Source organism: Rhizobium sp. USDA 3886, assembly GCF_056279785.1.
This window is the reverse complement of sequence record NZ_JBWCDC010000002.1, coordinates 388553-406851: the sequence shown is the minus strand read 5'-3', so window position 1 is coordinate 406851 and position 18299 is coordinate 388553. Positions and strand designations below refer to the sequence as shown.

Genomic DNA, 18299 nt, shown 5'->3' with positions numbered 1-18299 from the left:
CGGTTCTCACACTGTCTATATTGACGCCTATATAGACAGAACATCCAGTTCGCCTCACTTCTCAGCAAGGCGCCCTCCTCGGAGGCGTACGGACCACGGATTGCTTCGGCTGTTTCATCTTCATTGTTCCGAGGCCCTAACAATTTCACTTCGCTGGAGATACAACCTAACCAAGAAAAATCTCGATCGTCTTGGTTTAATTATGAATCGATCGTTTATAATCTGAAAATACCACCTTCTGAGTTGACTTCCGCACACCGCACAAAGCCTATATCGCTCCTCTATTATGTAAGTGGAGACTTGCGATGGCAAGAAGTGGTGAAACATACGAAATGCTGCGGAACGATATAGTCTCAGGGAGATATCGACCAATGCATCTCTTTCATCCCAGGCAATTATCCGAGGAACACATGGTAAGCGTTGCCCCTATAAGAGAGGCTATGCTCAGGCTCCATGAACGCGGCCTCCTTCGGTGGGAGCGCAACCGAGGGTTCTTCGTAGAGAAAATTAATAGCTCGACCGCGTTGTTTCATCTGGATCAGTTGGGATCACATTATATCTATGCAATTGGCCGATTGAAAGACAATGGCAATACAATAGAATTGGATATCGAAAGCTGCAATCGAGACAACGTCGAGAATTACAAACGCTGGCAAGATTCGTTGGTTGCTGCAATATTTTCCGATTCAGAACGGGATGTTGTAAGTGGAGCGTGGTACAAAATATGGATTTATCGAAATCATTATTTAGGAGATGCCGAGATTATAAAATATAAGTATAACTCTCATTGAGAAAGCAACAAACATGATCAAAAAAAGAAACTACAACGACGCTATCCAATTAACAGAAGATTTGTTCCGGTATATAATCGACAAAGTTCCAAACATACTATTGAGCTTGAATAAATTGTAGATCATATCAGTGGGCGCTTATCCGTAGTTGTGCGAATGCTTAAGGTGAACTCCATCTCTCCTACCGTGCTTTGATCACTCCCATATGATCGGGGTCGGCGCACGCCCAGACAGGCTCCACACCAGAGTTGTGTCCATAGTGTTCTGCAAATTGGGATCATCGCCGCTGGCATTTTGGCGGACGGGCGCGGCGCCTCAACAACGCAAGCGCCCGGCCCGCCGTCATCGGCCTTGGGTTCGTCCAGCTTGCGTAACATCTCCTTCTTGTGCTCGGCCAGATGCTCCATGTTGAGATAGCGCATGGCCTCCAGCCAGGTCTCATGCGTCTCGGCAGCCAGCGCCCGCACCAGCCGCAGACAGCTCTGCGCATCGGGGAAGATCCGCACCACATGGAAAAGAACTGTTCTGCCTCACCCAGCCATGGAGCTCAACGTCCCGCGTCGGAGCGCTCTCTGCTTCTGAAGGAAGCTACTAGGTCCGTTCGGGCTTGATCGGAGACTTGGCTGATGGACCCCGTGGTTCCTAAGGCGTGCCCGACCACCAGCTCAAACGATATCGGCGCGTCTAGGTGACGACGGACTGAAGCCTCAATAGCCGTTATCCTCCGGTCCAAATCCGGCTCTGCTACACGCTCCGGGCGAGGAATCCCTTCCAGCTGTTGCTGTAGATTGGCGCCGAGAATTAAGCCAACTCGCGCCCTTTGATCTGCATCTAAGTGGCCATACCCGTTGCATATGGCACTATGAGCGGACTCATGGGCGCCGTAGACATTAGGAGCCTCAAGCAATTCAATGGCGCGATTGACAAGGCGATTTTTATCTTCACCATCGAACTTGCCAAGGTCGGTCGCAACCAAGTTGATTGCGACAGCTTGGTTGATCGGATCCAGGTCCAGGATTCTATTGACGAGAGCAGTACGCGTCTCAGGTGGTAGAAAATCAGCTATATGACCGCTTGCTGCAGTTTGATACGTCGATACCCAATCCGAACCGTGCCCGGCTTCGGCCAAGTTTGCGTTGTGCAGATCGTTGGCTGATCGTCCGAGTTGGTTGTTCCGCCTGTAAAATTTCCCGAGGTCAGTTTCTTGCCCATCGGCCGTCCAGACTGCCTGTGGCGCCTGCACGGTTTTCAAAAGCCCAAGATTGCGTGCCGTTTCCCGCGGGTCAGCGGTTATTAGGCGTTCTGCAATATTGGTTACTAGCTCTACTGGAAGGTCAGAGAGGTGAGTGGGTACGGCGTTCTCGCCGTCAAGGGATGAACTTTCAGCTGTACGTGTCCGTTTGCTATCGAGATCCATTGGTCGACTCCGAAGTCAGTTAAACTACTTTATTATGCTAGCTTCGAAAGTTGGTCTGCTAAACCGATATAGCGTTACATTTGTAGTCCTGAAGAGCCTTCTGTTGCCCCCAAGTTTTATCCAGTTTTCAGTTCGCTCCAGCAGTTTTTGTGAAGTGCACCCCCAAATGTGGGTCAGCGGGAGCTGGAATTTTCCGGGGTTATGGCTCAGTTCGGCGGGGATGCCGATGAGCCGTGCCGGGGAAGCCTCCCGAGATTGTTGGGTAAAACCGCTGCGGCGAAGTGAATCAGGTCTCTGAAACCATGGGCGGAGCGCAGCAAAATATGCTCTAATCATACCCATGACGCAGCCCGAGTGAATCGAACCCGCTTCCGGTCCATTCCGTTCGACCAAGCTGGCGTGATTGAGCTGGACGCGATGATGGCTGATCCGGGGCCAGCAGAACTGGACTTTTTCCACCGGAACCATCCCACCAAGCACGCGGAAAACGTAGAGCGAGCCATTGAAAGAATCACTTCCAGCATCGCGCACCAGCGACAGAAGGCTATCTGGGCCTTTGCGGTTATGCGGAGCTCCGCATAAAGCTTATTGGACTAACCCGCTCCGCTACGCCGGAGCGGCAAGGAGGTCAGGTATTCAGTAGGAGCCCCAACTGCGCGAGGATGAGACGGCTGTTTGGGCGATGTCACGTTGTTTGATCAAGGTCGGAACAAGGCGCTTGTGTGAGACGTCAGGCGGTTGCGCCGGTCACGGCTTTCCACTGCGCCATTGCGCGGATCCGATGGATGTGGATGGCGAGGGCTGAGTTTTTCTGGTGCGGGGGGACGAAGAGATTTCGGAGTGCCGAAAAGATCGATATGAACCGTTGCAAGCCGCCGACGGATCGAAATCCCTGCATCATCCGCTCCCGTTTTCGAAGCGGCACGTGAGAATTCTCGGCCCGATTGTTCAGGCCCTTGTGCGATCGATGTTCGACGGCGGGCATCACCTCCCGTCTTGCAGCACCATATGAGCGCAATTTGTCGGTGACGATCCGCTTCGGCGTCAGGCCTTGCTTCTTCAGCAGCCTGACCAGCAATCGCCTGGCGGCTTGGGTATCGCGGCGGGCTTGAACGATCTCGTCGAGAACGTAACTGTCTTGGTCAACGGCACGCCAGAGCCAATGTTTGCGGCCGCCGATGGAAATCACCACCTCGTCCAGATGCCAGATATCCTTTCGCGAAGGCCTCTTTCTGCACAACTGCCTGGCATAAGCCGTTCCGAATTTACGACCCCATCTCCGGATCGTCTCATGGGAGACGACGATACCGCGCTCCAGCAGCATCTCCTCGACCATCCTCAGGCTCAAAGGGAACCGAAAATACAGCCAGACCGCACGGGCGATGATCTGCGGTGGAAAGCGGTGGTTCTTGTAGCTTACGGCCGGACTGTTCATCCCAACCTATTACCAGACAACCGTTAAGCCGCTGACAACGTGACATCACCCAATTACCTGGTCGTCACTCCCGTGCTGCGGCGGTAATTTCGCGCCGTAGCCAGCCATGCTCTCGGTCGCGGTGGCAACGCTCGTGCCAGATGAGCGCCACTTCGTAGGGAGATAGTTCCAAAGGTGGAGTGACAACTGCAAGTGGCAGCACGGAGGCGATTCGGGTGGCAACGCGGCTAGGTACAACCAGCACCAAGTCGGTCGCCGCGATAATAAGCGCCCCCGTCAGTACATTGGAAACCACGATGGGATCACAATCCGCCACGCTCAGCTCGGTCAGTCCATCATAGATCTTATGGAAGCGGTCGTCGTGCTGCGAGGCAATGGCGACGTGGCGCAAGGCCGCGAAACTTTCTAAAGTCCACTCCTGTTTCAGGACCGGGTGGTCGCGGCGAATGAGGCAGCTAAAGCGGTCGGCGTAGAGCCTGCGCCGCAAGTAGCCAGGCGGAGCAGCGCCAATCTGCCCGACCGCCAGATCGATCTCCCCTTGCTCCAGGCGCCGCAGTGCGTTGGCCAAGACCACATCGGTGACCATGTCGAGATGAGGGGCACCCTCGCGCAACCGCGGCAGGAGGCGCGGCAACAGAACTAACGCTTGGTGATCGGGAATGGCCATCGTTACCTTCCATCGCCATTCCCTTGGAGCGACGCTGCAGTTCACCGTTTGTCGAATCGCATCCAACACCGAAGGCAACATTTCAGCTAAGCGTTCAGCCATGAGCGTTGGAACCAAACCGCTCAAGCCGCGAACCAGTAGATCGTCATTGAACATGCCCCGCAGCCTTGACAACGCTCGGCTCATCGCTGGTTGACTCCGGCCAACATGCTGGGCCGCGTGGGTTATGTTGCGGTATTGAAGCAACGCCCCGAGATCCACCAGTAGGTTTAGGTCGATGGACGCCAAGTTCGGCATCTGCGGTCGCTGTGCGTCGTCGCCACCGATGGTCAGGCGCGTCGTATGCGGCCGCTTCCAAGCGGGCTGATCCATGAGTCTCTCCTCGGGAGCTGGTGTCCTCGCGCCACATCCTTAAAGTCGAGGCCGTTGTAACTTTAACGAACGCCGGAGGAGCTTCTTGGCAACGCCATTAAGTTGGAGCGTAGGTTAATTTTTGTGGAGTCCTGGTCACTGACTCTGCTCAGCCGTGCACGGCACCGCGAACCCTTGAGTGAGGCATACGATAGGTCTTGATCGTGCTCGCAGGGAATGGCCTGGAGATTGGCGGCTGACGCCATATTTGCGGAACGGCTTCGAAGCCCAAATGATCCGCTATGAGCCCAACCCACCTTAAATTACTCGTCAGGCCTACCTTGATACATCTGAGGCCGGGATTGCCAAACATATCTTCATTGCAACCGTGCCTGTTGAGGTGTGATTGGCTTTCCATCCTTGCCCTCCGAACATACTCGGCCTTCTTCTAAAGGCATTCGGCAAGTCTGGGAAATCGACTTTTCGCATGATAGCCATCCATGCTTTAGATGGATGCGCGACACCTCGGAAGTTGGCCGATTCAGACCCGAAGGATAGAAACCGCCAGTACCATAGTCGCGTCGCACTTTCTGTCGAGTCGCAGCTTAGTGAATGGGGGCGCCCCTGGTGCACCTACCTACACGGCGTTCTCGGCCATACCCGGAGCACATGATGCCATATGAACTTTGCATGGAAAGAGCGGCAGAGTGGACACTATATGACCGCTCCCCTGATCTAATTACCGGAGAGACGCCAACGATATACGCAGAAATTCGAGCCCAGAACTGAACCGCATCGTCGGCGGCTGATCCTTTTCACGATTGACTGCCTCATGAAGCGATCCGCTGCGGAGCGAATACGAGTACTCACCCGCGACCACGGCAAGGTGGTGACTACGGTTCGGGCTTGAGGCCTGAAAGCGCACCATCGTTCGTCAGGACGTCACTTTATCAACTTGGCGAAAAGGGCGTTTCGCCAAGTTGAGCCAGAACGAGGAAAACGAAAGTATGCATTTTGAAGCGTGGATGCGTGGCAAGCCAGGCACAGTACTATCTTTGTGTCGTAGATGGAATGGTCGTGAACGATCGCACGCTCCGGCAGTGTCATGTCTTGAACAACCCTCCCCGGCAAGCAACGGCACTCTGAGCTCTGACGCCGACGCTAGCACGTCCGGTGGCTCAACCGTCCTTGGTGTCGAGCACGGTCATTGGAATTGTAGTGCCATAGTGTCTGCAGCCGTAGACCGTCATCGCCGCAGGCCTTTTAACGTCTTTCCTGCAGTGGCTGAAGTTGTTGTGTGCATGGTATTAGTCCGCGCAATGGATAAGTCGGGCAATGCGTTTTAAGGGTCTAGATTTAAATCTCCTCGTCGCGCTCGATGCTGTGATGACTAATCGAAGCGTTACCGCAGCTGCGCGCAGCATCAACCTCAGTCAACCCGCCATGAGTGCAGCCATCGCACGGCTCCGCACCTATTTCGGCGACGAACTGTTCATCATGCGGGGCCGCGAATTTATTACAACGCCTCGTGCTGCGGGGCTCGCTTCCGCCGTTCGCGAGGCCCTGCTGCACATCCAATTCTCCATCGTTTCCTCAGATCCGTTCAACCCATCAAAATCGGAGCGCCGTTTCAGAATCATCCTGTCCGACTTCATGACACTCGTGTTCTTTGAGAAGATCGTAGCACGAGTGGCTCGGGAGGCTCCCGGCGTCAGCTTTGAGTTGCTGCCTCTCCACGACGATCCAGGCGAGCTTCTTCATTGCGGCCACGTCGATTTTTTAATTCTTCCTGAGTTGTTCATGTCGAGCGCGAATCCCAAAGTGAAATTGTTCAATGAAACATTAGTGTGCGTCGGCTGCCTGACGAACAAGCAGCTGGCGCGGCAGCTTTGCTTCGAGAAATACATGTCTATGGGGCATGTTTCGGTTGCCTTCGGACGCACGCATGGGCCCTCGATCGAGGAACGGCTATTGCGCGGGCACAGTCTCAAGAGACGTATCGAACTCATCGTGCCCGGTTTTACCTTGATCCCGCCCTTACTGTTGGGAACGAACCGTATAGCGAGCATGCCGTTGCGGCTGGCCAAGCGCTTTGCAAAAACGCTACCTCTTCGAATCATCAAATTCCCCCTGCCTCTTCCTCCGTTCATCGAGGCTGTCCAGTGGCCCGCCCTTTACGACACGGATCCTGGAAACAAGTGGATGCGGGAGATATTGTGCCAGGAGGCCTCACGCATCTAATCTCGACCGGAGCGTCCTTCGATCGCCCTATGCTAAACATTGGCGTGTACCCTGCTAGGGTTATGAGATGGGATTTATTCAAGACGAGCGGGCTTCAGCTTCTAATCTCTCTCCAGAAGGGATATGGATGCTGTATGAGGACTAACCACCATCCAACACGATCGGAGGAGAAAGAATGACACGCAGTCAAAAAGATAAGATGCTTGCGGGCGAGATGTACAATGCCGCGGATCCGGAGATCCAAGCCGACCTGTTGGTCACCGGAGCTTGGCTGAAGCGGTACAATGATACACTAGGGGCGCCTCCCGAGCAGTGGCATGTGCTCCTCTGCGAGCGGCTAGGAGAGGTTGGGCATGGAGCGGTTATCCGTCCGCCCTTTCACTGCGATTACGGATTTAATATCCGGATCGGAGCCCACGCGTATCTCAATTTCAACTGCGTCATCCTTGACGTGGCCGAGGTGACGATTGGCGAAGGAACCACAATCGGGCCCGCTGTGCAGATCTATACCGCCGATCACCCACACGATCCCGAGCAGCGGCAGGCTGGGCTTCAACTCGGACGACCCGTGTACATTGGCAGGGGCGTCTGGATCGGCGGCGGAGTAATCATTCTCCCGGGCGTTACGATTGGCGACCATGCAGTCGTGGGCGCGGGAAGCGTAGTCACGCGAGATGTCCCTGCAGGGGCAAAGGTCGTAGGAAATCCAGCTCGCGCCAAGGGCTGAGAAGGTCCCAGACTGGCTTAGTCCCCTCTTCAGGCTTGTCAGCTTCAATACGCTCGCGGTCCTTGTCGGCCAAATATGTCAATCGCGCACGCCGGTTCGTTGGTTTCCTGGTGGAATACGGGGCGGTGACGCCGTCTACACGTGAGCTGCCAGGTGTAGACCTTCACGAGGTGCAAATTGGTGCTTTCCAGACTTGGCTGAGACGGCATCGGGGATATCCGAGCGCACCGTCCGTCGCCACGGTCGTATGGTCATGGCTGCTTGCCGACCTCGGTCCTGATCCAAAACTGTACGATGCCCGTCTTGTTCGGCAAGTGATTCTTGACGAGGCCCAGCGCAGTTCGCGCGCCAACCTCAAGACGATGACGATGGCGTTGCGAGGCTACCTCAAGTATCTGGCTACCCAGGGTTTGTGCCAACCGGGGCTTGATCAGGCCATACCGACGGTCCCGCAATGGCGGTTATCGGCCTTGCCGCTCTACATCTCCACCGCCGACGTTGATCGGGTGGTTGCGTCGTGCGACGTCACGACACCGATGGGCATCCGCGATCACGCGGTTCTGCTGCTGCTCGCACGTCTCGGCCTGCGCGCCGGCGACGTTTCGAGCATGTGCCTTGAAGACATCGACTGGCGAGAGGGCACTTTATGTGTCCGCGCCAAGGGCCGCCACGAGATCCGGCTTCCGCTTTCCCAGGATGCGGGTTTCGGTAATTCGCGGACAGGGGTTCCATTAAATCCCGGACAGCGATTTCACTAAATCCGGGACAGCATTTCCGCTAATTCGCGGACAGCGATTCCGGTAAATCCCGGACAGTCTTTCGGGGCGATGTCACGTTATTTGATCAAGGTCGGAACAAGGCGCTTGTGTGAGACGTCAGGCGGTTGCGCCGGTCACGGCTTTCCACTGCGCCATTGCGCGGATCCGATGGATGTGGATGGCGAGGGCTGAGTTTTTCTGGTGCGGGGGGACGAAGAGATTTCGGAGTGCCGAAAAGATCGATATGAACCGTTGCAAGCCGCCGACGGATCGAAATCCCTGCATCATCCGCTCCCGTTTTCGAAGCGGCACGTGAGAATTCTCGGCCCGATTGTTCAGGCCCTTGTGCGATCGATGTTCGACGGCGGGCATCACCTCCCGTCTTGCAGCACCATATGAGCGCAATTTGTCGGTGACGATCCGCTTCGGCGTCAGGCCTTGCTTCTTCAGCAGCCTGACCAGCAATCGCCTGGCGGCTTGGGTATCGCGGCGGCCTTGAACGATCTCGTCGAGAACGTAACCGTCTTGGTCAACGGCACGCCAGAGCCAATGTTTGCGGCCGCCGATGGAAATCACCACCTCGTCCAGATGCCAGATATCCTTTCGCGAAGGCCTCTTTCTGCACAACTGCCTGGCATAAGCCGTTCCGAATTTGCGACCCCATCGTGAGCGTCCGGTGAACTCATTTTCGCGTGGTTGAGGGAGCGAAGCTATAGGACGCGTTTCATTTCATCTGCCATGACGCGCTCGATGATCTCGGGGTCGCATTGTTCGTCGACGAGGAACTGGTGGATACCACCATCCCACGTCCTTATGTCGGTTAGGAGATTTTGAAGTTCGTCGATACCATTCTCGGTCAGACGCTTCGTGCCATCTTCACTGCCATCGCTGACGTAAACCAGTTCGCCCTCGGAGATGTTGTCCGAGTTGGCGGTCACCTCTTCGATCAGTTCGAGGTTCTCGCCGATCATGACGGCGACTTGCTTGAGCGTGTAGATGAACCTCGAGCGTGCCATCACGCAACCTCGCATCGGTCTTTCGCTGGCGTCCAGTTCCAGGGCAATAGGTCCTCAAGTCGGCCCTTGGGGTGATCCTGGATCCGGGTCAGGACGTCTGTCAGATAGACCTCCGGATTGTGGCCGTGCAATTTGACCGTTTCGATGATGGTCAGGATGTTGGCGATGCGCTCACCGCCCTTATCCGAGCCGGCGAAGAGCCAATTTTTCCTTCCAATTCCAAGTGGACGCATGGCTCGTTCAGCTATGTTGTTATCGATTTCGACACGGCCATCGTCGATGTAAACGCTCAACGCTGCCCATCGAGAGAGGGCATATCGCATTGCCTCGGCCAGCTTCTGCTTCTGCGGCAACGTCGAAAGCGTCTCTTCGATCCAGACCTTCAGTTCTTCCAGAATGGGCCTGGCGTGTTGTTGGCGCAGTGTACGCCGCTGGTCGGCCGGCATGCCGCGGATACGATCCTCGATATCGTAGAGCGCGCCGATGCGCGATAGCGCTTCGTCAGCGATCGGCGATGGCTTCAGCTTGATCACGTCATGGAACTTGCGGCGCACATGCGCCATGCAGGCGGCCTCGACGATCTGGTTGCCGTAGAGCTTCTTGTAACCCCCATAGCCATCGGCATGCATCACACCGCTGAAGTTTGCGAGGTGGTCAGCCGGATGCATGCCCTTGCGGTCAGGGCTATAGTAATAAGCGATGGCACCGGGAGTGGCGGCTTGATAGCCACTGCCGTCGAAGACGTAGACCCAGACCCTGCCGGTTTTTGTCTTGCCCCGTCCGGGGTCGAGAACATCGACGGGGGTATCGTCCGTATGTATTCGGTCAAGCGCGGCGATATGGGCCCTGATAGCAAAGACGAGCGGCGCAAGCAGACCCGATACGCGGCCGACCCAGTCAGCCATTACGGATCGGGAGATGTCTATCCCCAACCGATCGTACATCTCGGACAGGCGGTAGAGGGGGATGTGATCGTCGAATTTGGCGATCATGATATGGGCGAGCAGTCCCGGTCCGGGTTTGCCGCGCTCGATCGGCAGGGTCGGCATCTCGCCAGCCACCGTCGTATCGCACTCCCTGCAGATCATGCGCTTTTCGACATGGCGGACAATCTTGACCGACGCCGGCACGTGCTCCAACACCTGGACCACCCTGTCGGCGGCCTTCAGGAACGATGTGCCACCACAGGTCGGGCAATTGCAGGGGGCCGCATAGACCAACTCTTCGGTGGGAAGACCATCGGGCAATGGTTTGCGCTTCGGCTTGTCCGGCGCGTCGTCCAACTCCGGCAGAGGAGTTTTCCCGGAGCGCATTTCAGCCTCGGCACGGGAGGCCTCAATCTCCTCCAGCATCAGTTCGAATTGCTCTATCTTCCGGTCGATCTTTTCCGAAGACGCGCCATGCTGCCGGTGTCGGAGCAATTCCAGTTGTGCCCGCAACAGCCCGATTATGGAGTCGCGCTTGATGACCTCGGCTTCCTGGCTCTCAAGTTTCGCCGCCTGTTCCGCGACGAGTGCGCGCAAAGCAGTTAGCTCGTCCTGACTGTCCAGCGGCGCTGTTTCCATACCCGCAAATCTAGCCGATTTGCCCCTGGCACGCCACCAATATACCCCGGATGCCCCTGCAAAATATAGCTTTTATCCCGTTCGACCGGGAGCGGAAGTCCACGCCGGGCGTCGCCAATCGATCCCCTCAACGAGCATCGAAAGCTGCGCCTGCGTCAGGTGCGCCACGCCCTCTTTCGCCGTCGGCCAGGGAAAGTATCCGCGCTCCAAAATCTTGTAGAACAGGCAGAACCCTTGACCGTCCCACCAAAGAAGCTTGATCCGATCAGCGCGTTTTCCGCGGAAGCCGAAGATCGCGCCGGAGCCCGGTGCCTCCTTGATCGCCGTCTCGACCAGCGCCGATAGACCATCAATGCCACGCCGCATATCCGTCACCCCGCAGGCCAGATAGACACGCACATTCCCCGAAGGCCCGATCATGCCGCCTCCAGACAGGCCACCAGCGACATAAGCAGCTTCAGTTCAACGTCAATCGGAACCTTCAAGCACCGACCGTTTCGGAGCAAGATCTCGACAACCGCTGGCCTCGGCAGCGTGGTAGACGCCTGGCTTACGCCCACCTCCTCGGTGATCTCAACCGGAAGGAACATCGCCGGTCGGTCAACATAGCTGAATGACTGCCGCCACAAGCGGATCTGCCCAGGATGAATGTCATGCCGGCGAGCCACATCACCAATGCGAGCGCCAGGTTCATCCGCCTCCGCCAATATCCTCAGTTTCGCCTCGTCCGACCAGCGCCGTCTGCGCTCAGTACCGGACATGATCTCAATTCGAGCCATGAAACCTCTTTGATCTGGTATTAATGTCAGCACTAATGCTGGTTCTAATGCCAGAACATCGCCTGATTTGCCCGATCAGCAAAAACCGCTCACCGGACGCTCACACCCCATCTCCGGATCGTCTCATGGGAGACGACGATACCGCGCTCCAGCAGCATCTCCTCGACCATCCTCAGGCTCAAAGGGAACCGAAAATACAGCCAGACCGCACGGGCGATGATCTGCGGTGGAAAGCGGTGGTTCTTGTAGCTTACGGCCGGACTGTTCATCCCAACCCGTTACCCGACAACCGTTAAGCCGCTGACAACGTGACATCACCCGACGAAGTGATGATCGGCTGCAGCAGTGAGATTATTGCCCTCGGCTCGTATCGGCGTCGCCCGTTCCGACCTACGTCTAACGGTCCCAGCCTGAAGGGTTCAGATCGACTATAGATGCGGCGGACGGTCGGGCGAAAGTCCCATTGTGGAAAAGAACTCGTCCCACGCCTTATAATTGTCTGGTTGATCAGGCACATGGTGCTCCTGATGGACACTGCAGCGCTCTGGGACTGGCCCTCTAAATTCCGAATCATCGTAAGCCCCTCCGATGGCGCGAAAATAGGCGATGTGGAAGCTTGAGTGTCCTAATTTTTCCTCAAGGAGAGTGACCATCTTCTGGAGATCATCTGCTCCAAACGGCTTCCCTCGCTGCTGATCCCCCGGAGAATCTGTCCCCGCAACATAGCGGACGAACAACGTTTTGCGAGTCCGAGCGATGTTGATCATCTTGTTGTATTTGTAAGTCAGCTTCTCGCGACAAGACTGTAACGCCTCCGGTGTGAAAATAACGGCGCCCGACTTCGTTCGCTCAAATTCATGATGGTAAAGAACTCCGTAATTCTCACATAGAGCAGTCGTCCCATTTAAAGCAGATACACGAAGTCCAAATTGTGCTCCATCGTCTGCCAGTATTCTCTCGATGGAGGCCACAGGCGTCACAAGCCAATCAAAACAGCTACTTGGGCGCCCTTTGAAATATCGTATAAAATGGGACGCAGGCCTGCAGTCCGAGCCAAGACTAAAGATTGCTTCGTATGACATTGTACCGGTCCTTACGGGTTCATCAGGAATGAAAAAGGAGTAGGGCGCTTCTCTGAAGCCTGGTATTCAACGAAAATCACTTCCAGAGTATGCGGCAAGATTCCAGATGGCTGCTCCTGCTCTACAGCCGTCGCGCTCGACAGGACAATCGCCCAGTCATACGTCAGGTGATGCTAACGCTCGCAATTCGATTCGTCCTAAGGACGAAATCGCGTGAGCGGTGAGCAAGCTGTCTTCGTTGATGCATCCTGGCATTCCTGCGCACCCGACGGCGAGTGCATTTGTGATGGAACTTTGGGAACGAGAACCGGCGGGCGATCGCGTGATGCTCACTCGAACTGGTTCTGTCGCGCTGCCACGGATCGTCTACGGCTTATTCCCCATTTGTGTCCTGTTCGGGCCTGGTCCGGCCGCTCTCGCCGAAAACTCCGTCAGAAGGTTCTCCGCAACGTTGCCCGCCGGCAGATTTCGCGTCTATCCGTTTGGTTTCGTGTTTGGTAATGAAGCACTTCATACCATCAGTAAAATCGTACGTTTGGATGCATTCCATCCGCGCCATGGATACTAAGCAGGCAACATCGAACTGAGCCAGCGTGAGGACGTGACATCGCGCGCGGCTATGAACCGAAAGGGATGCCTGAATTGCGGCACTAAACACTTCCTTCAGCTCTTCCGGAGGGTGCCGACCTCAAGTCCGTCACAATGACAATCGCCATCACGCCGTTTTCCCTGCAGATGCTCAAACACGAAATGTGGGCTCAGGGCCGAGCCCTCTTGCTGGTCAGGCTGCTGAAGAAGCAAGGCCTGACGCCGAAGCGGATCGTCACCGACAAATTGCGCTCATATGGTGCTGCAAGACGGGAGGTGATGCCCGCCGTCGAACATCGATCGCACAAGGGCCTGAACAATCGAGCCGAGAATTCTCACGTGCCGCTTCGAAAACGGGAGCGGATGATGCAGGGATTTCGATCCGTCGGCGGCTTGCAACGGTTCATATCGATCTTTTCGGCACTCCGAAATCTTTTCGTCCCCCCGCACCAGAAAAACTCAGCCCTCGCCATCCACATCCATCGGATCCGCGCAATGGCGCAGTGGAAAGCCGTGACCGGCGCAACCGCCTGACGTCTCACATAAGCGCCTTGTTCCGACCTTGATCAAACAACGTGACATCGCCGCTCTCGGCTTCCAATCGGCTGAGATAATCGCTCTTAGGTTCCGCGAATTAATTATGATGGGTAATCTCAAAGGTCTTCAAGCTCGTCGTCCAGTCTTGTTTCTAAAGCAAATTCCCAATGTGGATACTCTTTCTCGTCCGACACCCCCCGCAGGCAGCGAGGTGCGTAGAGAGAATTCCTTCGCTGGACTAAGGAGCGAGCCGCTGTCAGCATCAGATATATCCCTCGACTTTCTTCATCCCGGTAGAGAACGGGTAAGCGCCATCGAGCTGCTTGCTACTCTGGATTGCTGAATTGAATGGGTCGACATACCTGCACTTTTTCTAGTCAGCCTTGATCAAGATCAACGAATTTCGCGTAAGGTCCATATGCGAAGTGATCCCGCAACTCTCGGAAATTCCGTACCGTTTCACTCAACGGGCGCGATTCTTGTCGTTGTAGAATGCCGCGACCCCAAAGTTTTAGGGGTGAAACATCAAGGAAATTGAAGACGGTTGCCACACAAGCTCTAGGATCGCGAAGAAGGTCCTCGTATTCGATTTGAATTATGCTTGTAGGCTCGAAGGCGCTTGCGACGCGGGCGTGGAAATCTTCGGCAGCTTTGAAATAGGCCTCGCAGGCGGCGATTGACAATTTCACGGGTCGCGGTGGAGCGGCCGGCTTGTCGGAACTGAACTTAAGCCACCTCCGGGTCTGCCTTGCCTGCACGAGCGATCTGAGAGATTCCAAGGTGTTCCTGCGAACCACAAGGACAACCTTAAGCAGCGGCCAGCGGGCCAGCTCGGAAAAAAAGTTCGGACGCTCGCGAAACTGAGGTTCGTTGATCTTGCAGCCGACATGCGTCACCTCCTTATTTTCTCTCGTCGGGTGGCGCACGAAGGCACGCTCAAGGAGCTCGCAGTCACTACCTGACAGGCGATCTTTATCGCCCCAATTCGCATCATAGGTGTTGAGCAGCTCGCCGTTGCTCAACACATTCGGATGCTCGTTCAGCAGTTCTTCAAGATAATGCGTGCCGGTTCTTGGCATCCCGAGGACTACAAATGGCTCAGGCGAGAGTGTGGATCGGATCGTGCGTGTTCCAATTAGCATCTGCGGTAACTCCAGCAAAAGTCCTGACTGTCATTATGTGCGCCAGCCCGTTCAATCTGAGCTAGCGGTGCTCCAAGAGCCCGGCAAACTTGCTCCGGTTTCAGAAGGGACTGCAAGCTCTGCCCTTGCTCGCGAAGCTGTACTTCGTTGCGCCTGCGCCTCAGCCCTATTTTCTGTTTGGCCATTCATTTCCGTCCACCTGCGGAAACGCGGCGATCACTCGCCGCTGCAAGTGCCTCAAGCGCCGCCGGCCTCGACTCTTGGGTGGCGTCATGCGTTCTGCTAATGTCTTGCACATTGGCCGCGCTCCCGCGCGATAGCCAATCGCTATTGGACAAGGTACACAACGCATAAGCCTTCAAGGGAAGTAAGAGAAAGATGTTCACAAGCGTGTGCAGCGAAAAGCCAATAAATCTTAGTTGGCGAGCGCGACACGCAGCCACGCTGCACCGTATCAGAGTCATTAAGGCGATCATCAGGATCGTCCACCAGGGGAGCGTGCCTGTCAGTATGAACTGCCCCGCTCCTGTGACTACCGACAGGGCGAGAAGCAGTGGTCCGAGGTTCTGCCCGACCACGTCCAACGTGAGATACCGATCGAGCCCAGGTAGGAGGGGAAACGCGAGCAACGTGTCACGGAACGTACTACGTGCCCAGCGCAGTTGTTGGAGCAGATACGGCCCCAACTTGTCCGGAACAACTGTCGCCGCTATGGCGTCTGGGACGTACTCCGTCCGAAAACCAGCCTTCAGCATGAGGATCGTCAGATGGCGGTCCTCACCAAAATCGCTTGGTTTGCCTCGATAAAGCTGCGTCTCGTACTGGTCCAACAGCGAGAGCAGCGCGGATCTGCGGTACATTGCACACGGGCCGCAGCAACACATGACGGCACCGAAGCGAGCCTGTGCCGCGCGCTCTTCGTTGCAGGCAAGCCAATATTCCATGTCAATCAACCGCGTCAGCCATGTTTCGGTCCGGTTGCTGGCCGTCAACTGGCCCATGGCCGCACCCAGCACTAAATTTTGCATTTTGCGCGCAAGTTTGGCGACCACATCAGGCGCGATAGTGCTGTCCGAGTCTACATTCAGGATGAGGTCTCCGCTTGATTGCCTAATCGCGGCAATCTGCGCTTTGCGCTTTCCGACGTTCTTCGGTAGCAAAATGAAGTTGAATCTCGGATCGTATGCATAGGCTTCACGTACAGCCATGACTGCGTCACGGTTCCTGGAACCATCATCGACCACAAAAAATCGCAACTCTCCCGGATAGTTCTGGTCTGCAAGGGACGCTAGGCACGCTGACAGAACGCGCGGGTCCTCATTATAGGAGGGTACAATGATATCCACACTCGACAGAGCACTAGCTTCGACTGTTTTGGCCGGTACCGCTGATCCGTTTGCGGGGCGAGCATAAAGGACCTGCATGCTCTTGTAAGCGGTCGAGAGCAGGGCATACATCGATATGGCGGCGATGCTGGTTGTAGCAAGCAGGGTCATGGTTTCTCGTCGTCCAGTGATGCTAGGGAAGTAACCGAATTGCAAAACCACGGCTGTGCAGCGCCGGGATGAGACGTGAAAGCGCCAAAAGAGTTTGGTCACGCAGACCCGAAAGCCCAACCTCATCGGGAGGACAGCCGTCGTGCAAAAGCACGATTGCGCCAGGTCGAGCAGTAGAAAGTACTGCATCAACAATCGCGTCGACGCCCGGCCGAGACCAATCTCTCGGGTCTGACGACCAGTGGACGGCCTCAAGTCCGGCGCTCGCTGATTTGGAAAGCACGTCCTCGGTCCAAGCCCCGTAAGGCGCTCGTATATGGCGGACCGCAGCCTCGGGACACGCCGAGAGAATGGCTCTACTCGCCTCGTTTATCTCACGTTCTATATCTTGGGGTTCGCAGGCCGTAAGATCGGGATGGGTCATCGTATGGTTGGCGACGTCGTGACCTTCCGCCACGATCCGCCGGATGAGGTCAGGCTGCTCTTTCGCAAACACACCGACCACAAAAAATGTGGCCGGCACGCGGTGTTCAGCCAGGACATCCAATATCTGTGGCGTAGAAAATGGGTTAGGACCGTCGTCAAACGTCAAATAAACGCTGCGATCATCGGCGCCAGCAACGGGCACTTCGCGTAAACAGTCGCGCTGAATCATAGTTCAGGCCCATTTCGTTCTATTATCGTGCCGGACGGCCACTCGCTCATCATGCGCCGCCCTCGAACCGTTCAGCGTGATATGCCCCTGTCGGCCCAAAGGTCGATAGAAAGAGCTCTGAGTGGTCTGATCGTCGCAACTCATTTTCCCAGCATAGCTTCCATTGCACCTTCGAGGACATGCAAAAACTCCTGTTTGTTGTTTTATTATCGGGCACGATCGAAGTAGTGGTAAGATCTGGTAATCTGGTGTGACGCTAGTTTGACGAACTCTTAAGTAGAAAGCGGAACCGTCCTACGCTTCTTAAGCTTGCGTCGACGCCTTGATCACGGAATGTAGTGGGTTTCTAATAGCACCCCGGGAGAGGGGTAAAATTGATTGTTTGAATAGCAATCATCTAAGAGATGGATAACCCAAATGCGTTTCAGGGGCCTGGATCTAAATCTCCTCGTAGCGCTTAATGCTTTGATGACCGAACGCAGCTCACCGCAGCGGCGCAGCATCAACCTCAGTCAAGCCGCCATGAGCGCGGCCATCGCCAGGCTGCGCGCCTATTTCGGTGACGAGCTTTAATAATGCAGGGACGCGAACCTATTCCAACGCCACGTGCGGAAGCGCTTGCCCCGCCGTGCGGGAGGCCCTACCGCATATTCAGGTCTCCGTCATTGCTTGGAATCCAATAATTCCAGGCGAATCCGACCGCTGTTTCAGGATTATAATTTCTGACTTCATGACAATCGTGTTCTTTGACAGGGTCGCGAAACGCGTGGCTCGCGAAGCTCCCGGCATCAGCTTCGAATTGCTGGCTCTCGACGACAAACCTGATGAGCTTCTCCGTCGTGGACTTGTCGATTTCCTTATTTTTCCGGATTTGTTTATGTCACGCACATCCCAAAGCGAAACTGTTTGACGATAAACTGGTGTGTGTCGGCTGCCCTTCCAACAAACGTAAGGGACAAGCTGACCCCATCTGGCGTCGGTAGCGTTGGCCCCTGTATTGCGGACAGACGATTCACAAACTGTGAGCTTCTATGTCTGCGCCTGGCGATGTC

16 protein-coding genes and 7 pseudogenes are annotated in these 18299 nt (G+C 55.6%); 7 read left to right on the top strand and 16 right to left on the bottom strand.

The genetic code is table 11. From position 1 onward, the window contains the following. Positions 1-305 precede the first annotated feature (305 nt). A complete protein-coding gene (locus ACZ9BX_RS22210; RefSeq protein WP_084606768.1) occupies positions 306-791 on the top strand; it encodes a GntR family transcriptional regulator in 486 nt (161 codons plus the stop codon). Between the two features lie 365 nt (positions 792-1156). Here ACZ9BX_RS22210 and ACZ9BX_RS22205 read toward each other — a convergent pair. From ACZ9BX_RS22205 to ACZ9BX_RS22190, 4 genes and pseudogenes are all read right to left on the bottom strand, one after another. After that, positions 1157-1303 (bottom strand): annotated as a pseudogene (locus ACZ9BX_RS22205) (transposase); the annotation flags it as partial. A 35-nt stretch (positions 1304-1338) separates the two neighbouring features. Further along, a complete protein-coding gene (locus tag ACZ9BX_RS22200) occupies positions 1339-2208 on the bottom strand; it encodes a hypothetical protein (RefSeq protein ID WP_027513844.1) in 870 nt (289 codons plus the stop codon). Positions 2209-2938: 730 nt separating this feature from the next. Then, positions 2939-3689 (bottom strand): annotated as a pseudogene (locus ACZ9BX_RS22195) (IS6 family transposase). An 18-nt stretch (positions 3690-3707) separates the two neighbouring features. Then, a complete protein-coding gene (locus ACZ9BX_RS22190; RefSeq protein WP_027513896.1) occupies positions 3708-4682 on the bottom strand; it encodes a LysR family transcriptional regulator in 975 nt (324 codons plus the stop codon). A 1314-nt stretch (positions 4683-5996) separates the two neighbouring features. Here ACZ9BX_RS22190 and ACZ9BX_RS22185 point away from each other — a divergent pair. The 3 genes from ACZ9BX_RS22185 to ACZ9BX_RS22175 all read left to right on the top strand — a co-directional run bounded on the left by ACZ9BX_RS22185 (position 5997) and on the right by ACZ9BX_RS22175 (position 8387). Then, positions 5997-6902 (top strand): LysR family transcriptional regulator, encoded by a 906-nt coding sequence (locus ACZ9BX_RS22185; protein ID WP_027513895.1) that lies wholly within the window; start codon positions 5997-5999, stop codon positions 6900-6902. Positions 6903-7077: 175 nt separating this feature from the next. Then, the gene (locus ACZ9BX_RS22180) at positions 7078-7629 is read left to right on the top strand and encodes a sugar O-acetyltransferase (protein WP_027513894.1); all 552 of its coding nucleotides are present in this window, start codon (positions 7078-7080) and stop codon (positions 7627-7629) included. A 62-nt stretch (positions 7630-7691) separates the two neighbouring features. Then, complete coding sequence (locus ACZ9BX_RS22175; RefSeq protein WP_132568949.1) at positions 7692-8387, top strand: tyrosine-type recombinase/integrase; 696 nt, start codon at positions 7692-7694, stop codon at positions 8385-8387. Positions 8388-8504: 117 nt separating this feature from the next. Here ACZ9BX_RS22175 and ACZ9BX_RS22170 read toward each other — a convergent pair. The 7 genes and pseudogenes from ACZ9BX_RS22170 to ACZ9BX_RS22140 all read right to left on the bottom strand — a co-directional run. After that, positions 8505-9053 (bottom strand): annotated as a pseudogene (locus ACZ9BX_RS22170) (IS6 family transposase); the annotation flags it as partial. Positions 9054-9097: 44 nt separating this feature from the next. After that, positions 9098-9403 carry a hypothetical protein gene (locus ACZ9BX_RS22165; RefSeq protein WP_132568906.1) on the bottom strand — a complete coding sequence of 102 codons (306 nt, stop codon included), beginning with the start codon at positions 9401-9403 and terminating at the stop codon, positions 9098-9100. Next, complete coding sequence (gene tnpC / locus ACZ9BX_RS22160) at positions 9403-10968, bottom strand: IS66 family transposase (protein WP_132568907.1); 1566 nt, start codon at positions 10966-10968, stop codon at positions 9403-9405. Before tnpC ends, ACZ9BX_RS22165 begins: the two co-directional genes overlap by 1 nt. Positions 10969-11040: 72 nt before the next feature. Continuing rightward, positions 11041-11388 (bottom strand): IS66 family insertion sequence element accessory protein TnpB, encoded by a 348-nt coding sequence (tnpB, locus tag ACZ9BX_RS22155; protein ID WP_006204819.1) that lies wholly within the window; start codon positions 11386-11388, stop codon positions 11041-11043. Then, complete coding sequence (gene tnpA / locus ACZ9BX_RS22150; RefSeq protein WP_132568908.1) at positions 11385-11747, bottom strand: IS66-like element accessory protein TnpA; 363 nt, start codon at positions 11745-11747, stop codon at positions 11385-11387. Before tnpA ends, tnpB begins: the two co-directional genes overlap by 4 nt. Positions 11748-11854: 107 nt before the next feature. After that, a pseudogene (locus ACZ9BX_RS22145) lies at positions 11855-12016 on the bottom strand (IS6 family transposase); the annotation flags it as partial. 159 nt (positions 12017-12175) lie between these two features. Beyond that, positions 12176-12829: a hypothetical protein gene (locus ACZ9BX_RS22140; RefSeq protein WP_132568939.1), complete on the bottom strand. Its 654-nt coding sequence runs from the start codon at positions 12827-12829 to the stop codon at positions 12176-12178. A gap of 220 nt (positions 12830-13049) precedes the next feature. On the opposite strand from ACZ9BX_RS22140, the gene ACZ9BX_RS22135 reads away from it, so the two are divergent. Both ACZ9BX_RS22135 and ACZ9BX_RS22130 read left to right on the top strand, forming a co-directional pair. Next, positions 13050-13397, top strand: a complete 348-nt coding sequence (locus ACZ9BX_RS22135; RefSeq protein WP_132568940.1) for a hypothetical protein — start codon at positions 13050-13052, stop codon at positions 13395-13397. A gap of 191 nt (positions 13398-13588) precedes the next feature. After that, a pseudogene (locus ACZ9BX_RS22130) lies at positions 13589-13951 on the top strand (DDE-type integrase/transposase/recombinase); the annotation flags it as partial. Positions 13952-14331: 380 nt separating this feature from the next. Here the strand turns inward: ACZ9BX_RS22130 and ACZ9BX_RS22125 are convergent. The 5 genes and pseudogenes from ACZ9BX_RS22125 to ACZ9BX_RS22105 form a co-directional block, all read right to left on the bottom strand. After that, positions 14332-15096 carry a sulfotransferase gene (locus tag ACZ9BX_RS22125; protein ID WP_051336868.1) on the bottom strand — a complete coding sequence of 255 codons (765 nt, stop codon included), beginning with the start codon at positions 15094-15096 and terminating at the stop codon, positions 14332-14334. Between the two features lie 185 nt (positions 15097-15281). After that, entirely contained in the window at positions 15282-16592 is a 1311-nt protein-coding gene (nodC, locus tag ACZ9BX_RS22120) for a chitooligosaccharide synthase NodC (RefSeq protein ID WP_087006290.1), read from the bottom strand. A 22-nt stretch (positions 16593-16614) separates the two neighbouring features. Next, a complete protein-coding gene (gene nodB, locus ACZ9BX_RS22115) occupies positions 16615-17247 on the bottom strand; it encodes a chitooligosaccharide deacetylase NodB (protein ID WP_132568941.1) in 633 nt (210 codons plus the stop codon). Then, positions 17244-17297, bottom strand: coding sequence for a hypothetical protein (locus ACZ9BX_RS22110; protein WP_425299113.1), 54 nt, complete (start codon positions 17295-17297; stop codon positions 17244-17246). The genes nodB and ACZ9BX_RS22110 overlap by 4 nt, the downstream gene beginning before the upstream one ends. Before the next feature lie 5 nt (positions 17298-17302). After that, positions 17303-17428: pseudogene (locus ACZ9BX_RS22105) on the bottom strand (acyltransferase); the annotation flags it as partial. A gap of 236 nt (positions 17429-17664) precedes the next feature. Between ACZ9BX_RS22105 and ACZ9BX_RS22100 the strand changes: the two are divergent. After that, positions 17665-18197, top strand: a pseudogene (locus ACZ9BX_RS22100) (LysR family transcriptional regulator); the annotation flags it as partial. Positions 18198-18299 lie beyond the last annotated feature (102 nt).

Bases quoted from the DNA above. Each gene is read 5' to 3' on its own strand.
- ACZ9BX_RS22200 (WP_027513844.1), bottom strand. From the start codon at position 2,208: ATGGATCTCGATAGCAAACGGACACGTACAGCTGAAAGTTCATCCCTT.
- tnpB (WP_006204819.1), bottom strand. From the start codon at position 11,388: ATGATCGGGCCTTCGGGGAATGTGCGTGTCTATCTGGCCTGCGGGGTG.
- ACZ9BX_RS22180 (WP_027513894.1), top strand. From the start codon at position 7,078: ATGACACGCAGTCAAAAAGATAAGATGCTTGCGGGCGAGATGTACAAT.
- ACZ9BX_RS22185 (WP_027513895.1), top strand. From the start codon at position 5,997: ATGCGTTTTAAGGGTCTAGATTTAAATCTCCTCGTCGCGCTCGATGCT.
- ACZ9BX_RS22125 (WP_051336868.1), bottom strand. From the start codon at position 15,096: ATGCTAATTGGAACACGCACGATCCGATCCACACTCTCGCCTGAGCCA.
- nodB (WP_132568941.1), bottom strand. From the start codon at position 17,247: ATGATTCAGCGCGACTGTTTACGCGAAGTGCCCGTTGCTGGCGCCGAT.
- ACZ9BX_RS22165 (WP_132568906.1), bottom strand. From the start codon at position 9,403: ATGGCACGCTCGAGGTTCATCTACACGCTCAAGCAAGTCGCCGTCATG.
- ACZ9BX_RS22190 (WP_027513896.1), bottom strand. From the start codon at position 4,682: ATGGATCAGCCCGCTTGGAAGCGGCCGCATACGACGCGCCTGACCATC.
- ACZ9BX_RS22140 (WP_132568939.1), bottom strand. From the start codon at position 12,829: ATGTCATACGAAGCAATCTTTAGTCTTGGCTCGGACTGCAGGCCTGCG.
- ACZ9BX_RS22210 (WP_084606768.1), top strand. From the start codon at position 306: ATGGCAAGAAGTGGTGAAACATACGAAATGCTGCGGAACGATATAGTC.
- nodC (WP_087006290.1), bottom strand. From the start codon at position 16,592: ATGACCCTGCTTGCTACAACCAGCATCGCCGCCATATCGATGTATGCC.
- tnpC (WP_132568907.1), bottom strand. From the start codon at position 10,968: ATGGAAACAGCGCCGCTGGACAGTCAGGACGAGCTAACTGCTTTGCGC.
- tnpA (WP_132568908.1), bottom strand. From the start codon at position 11,747: ATGGCTCGAATTGAGATCATGTCCGGTACTGAGCGCAGACGGCGCTGG.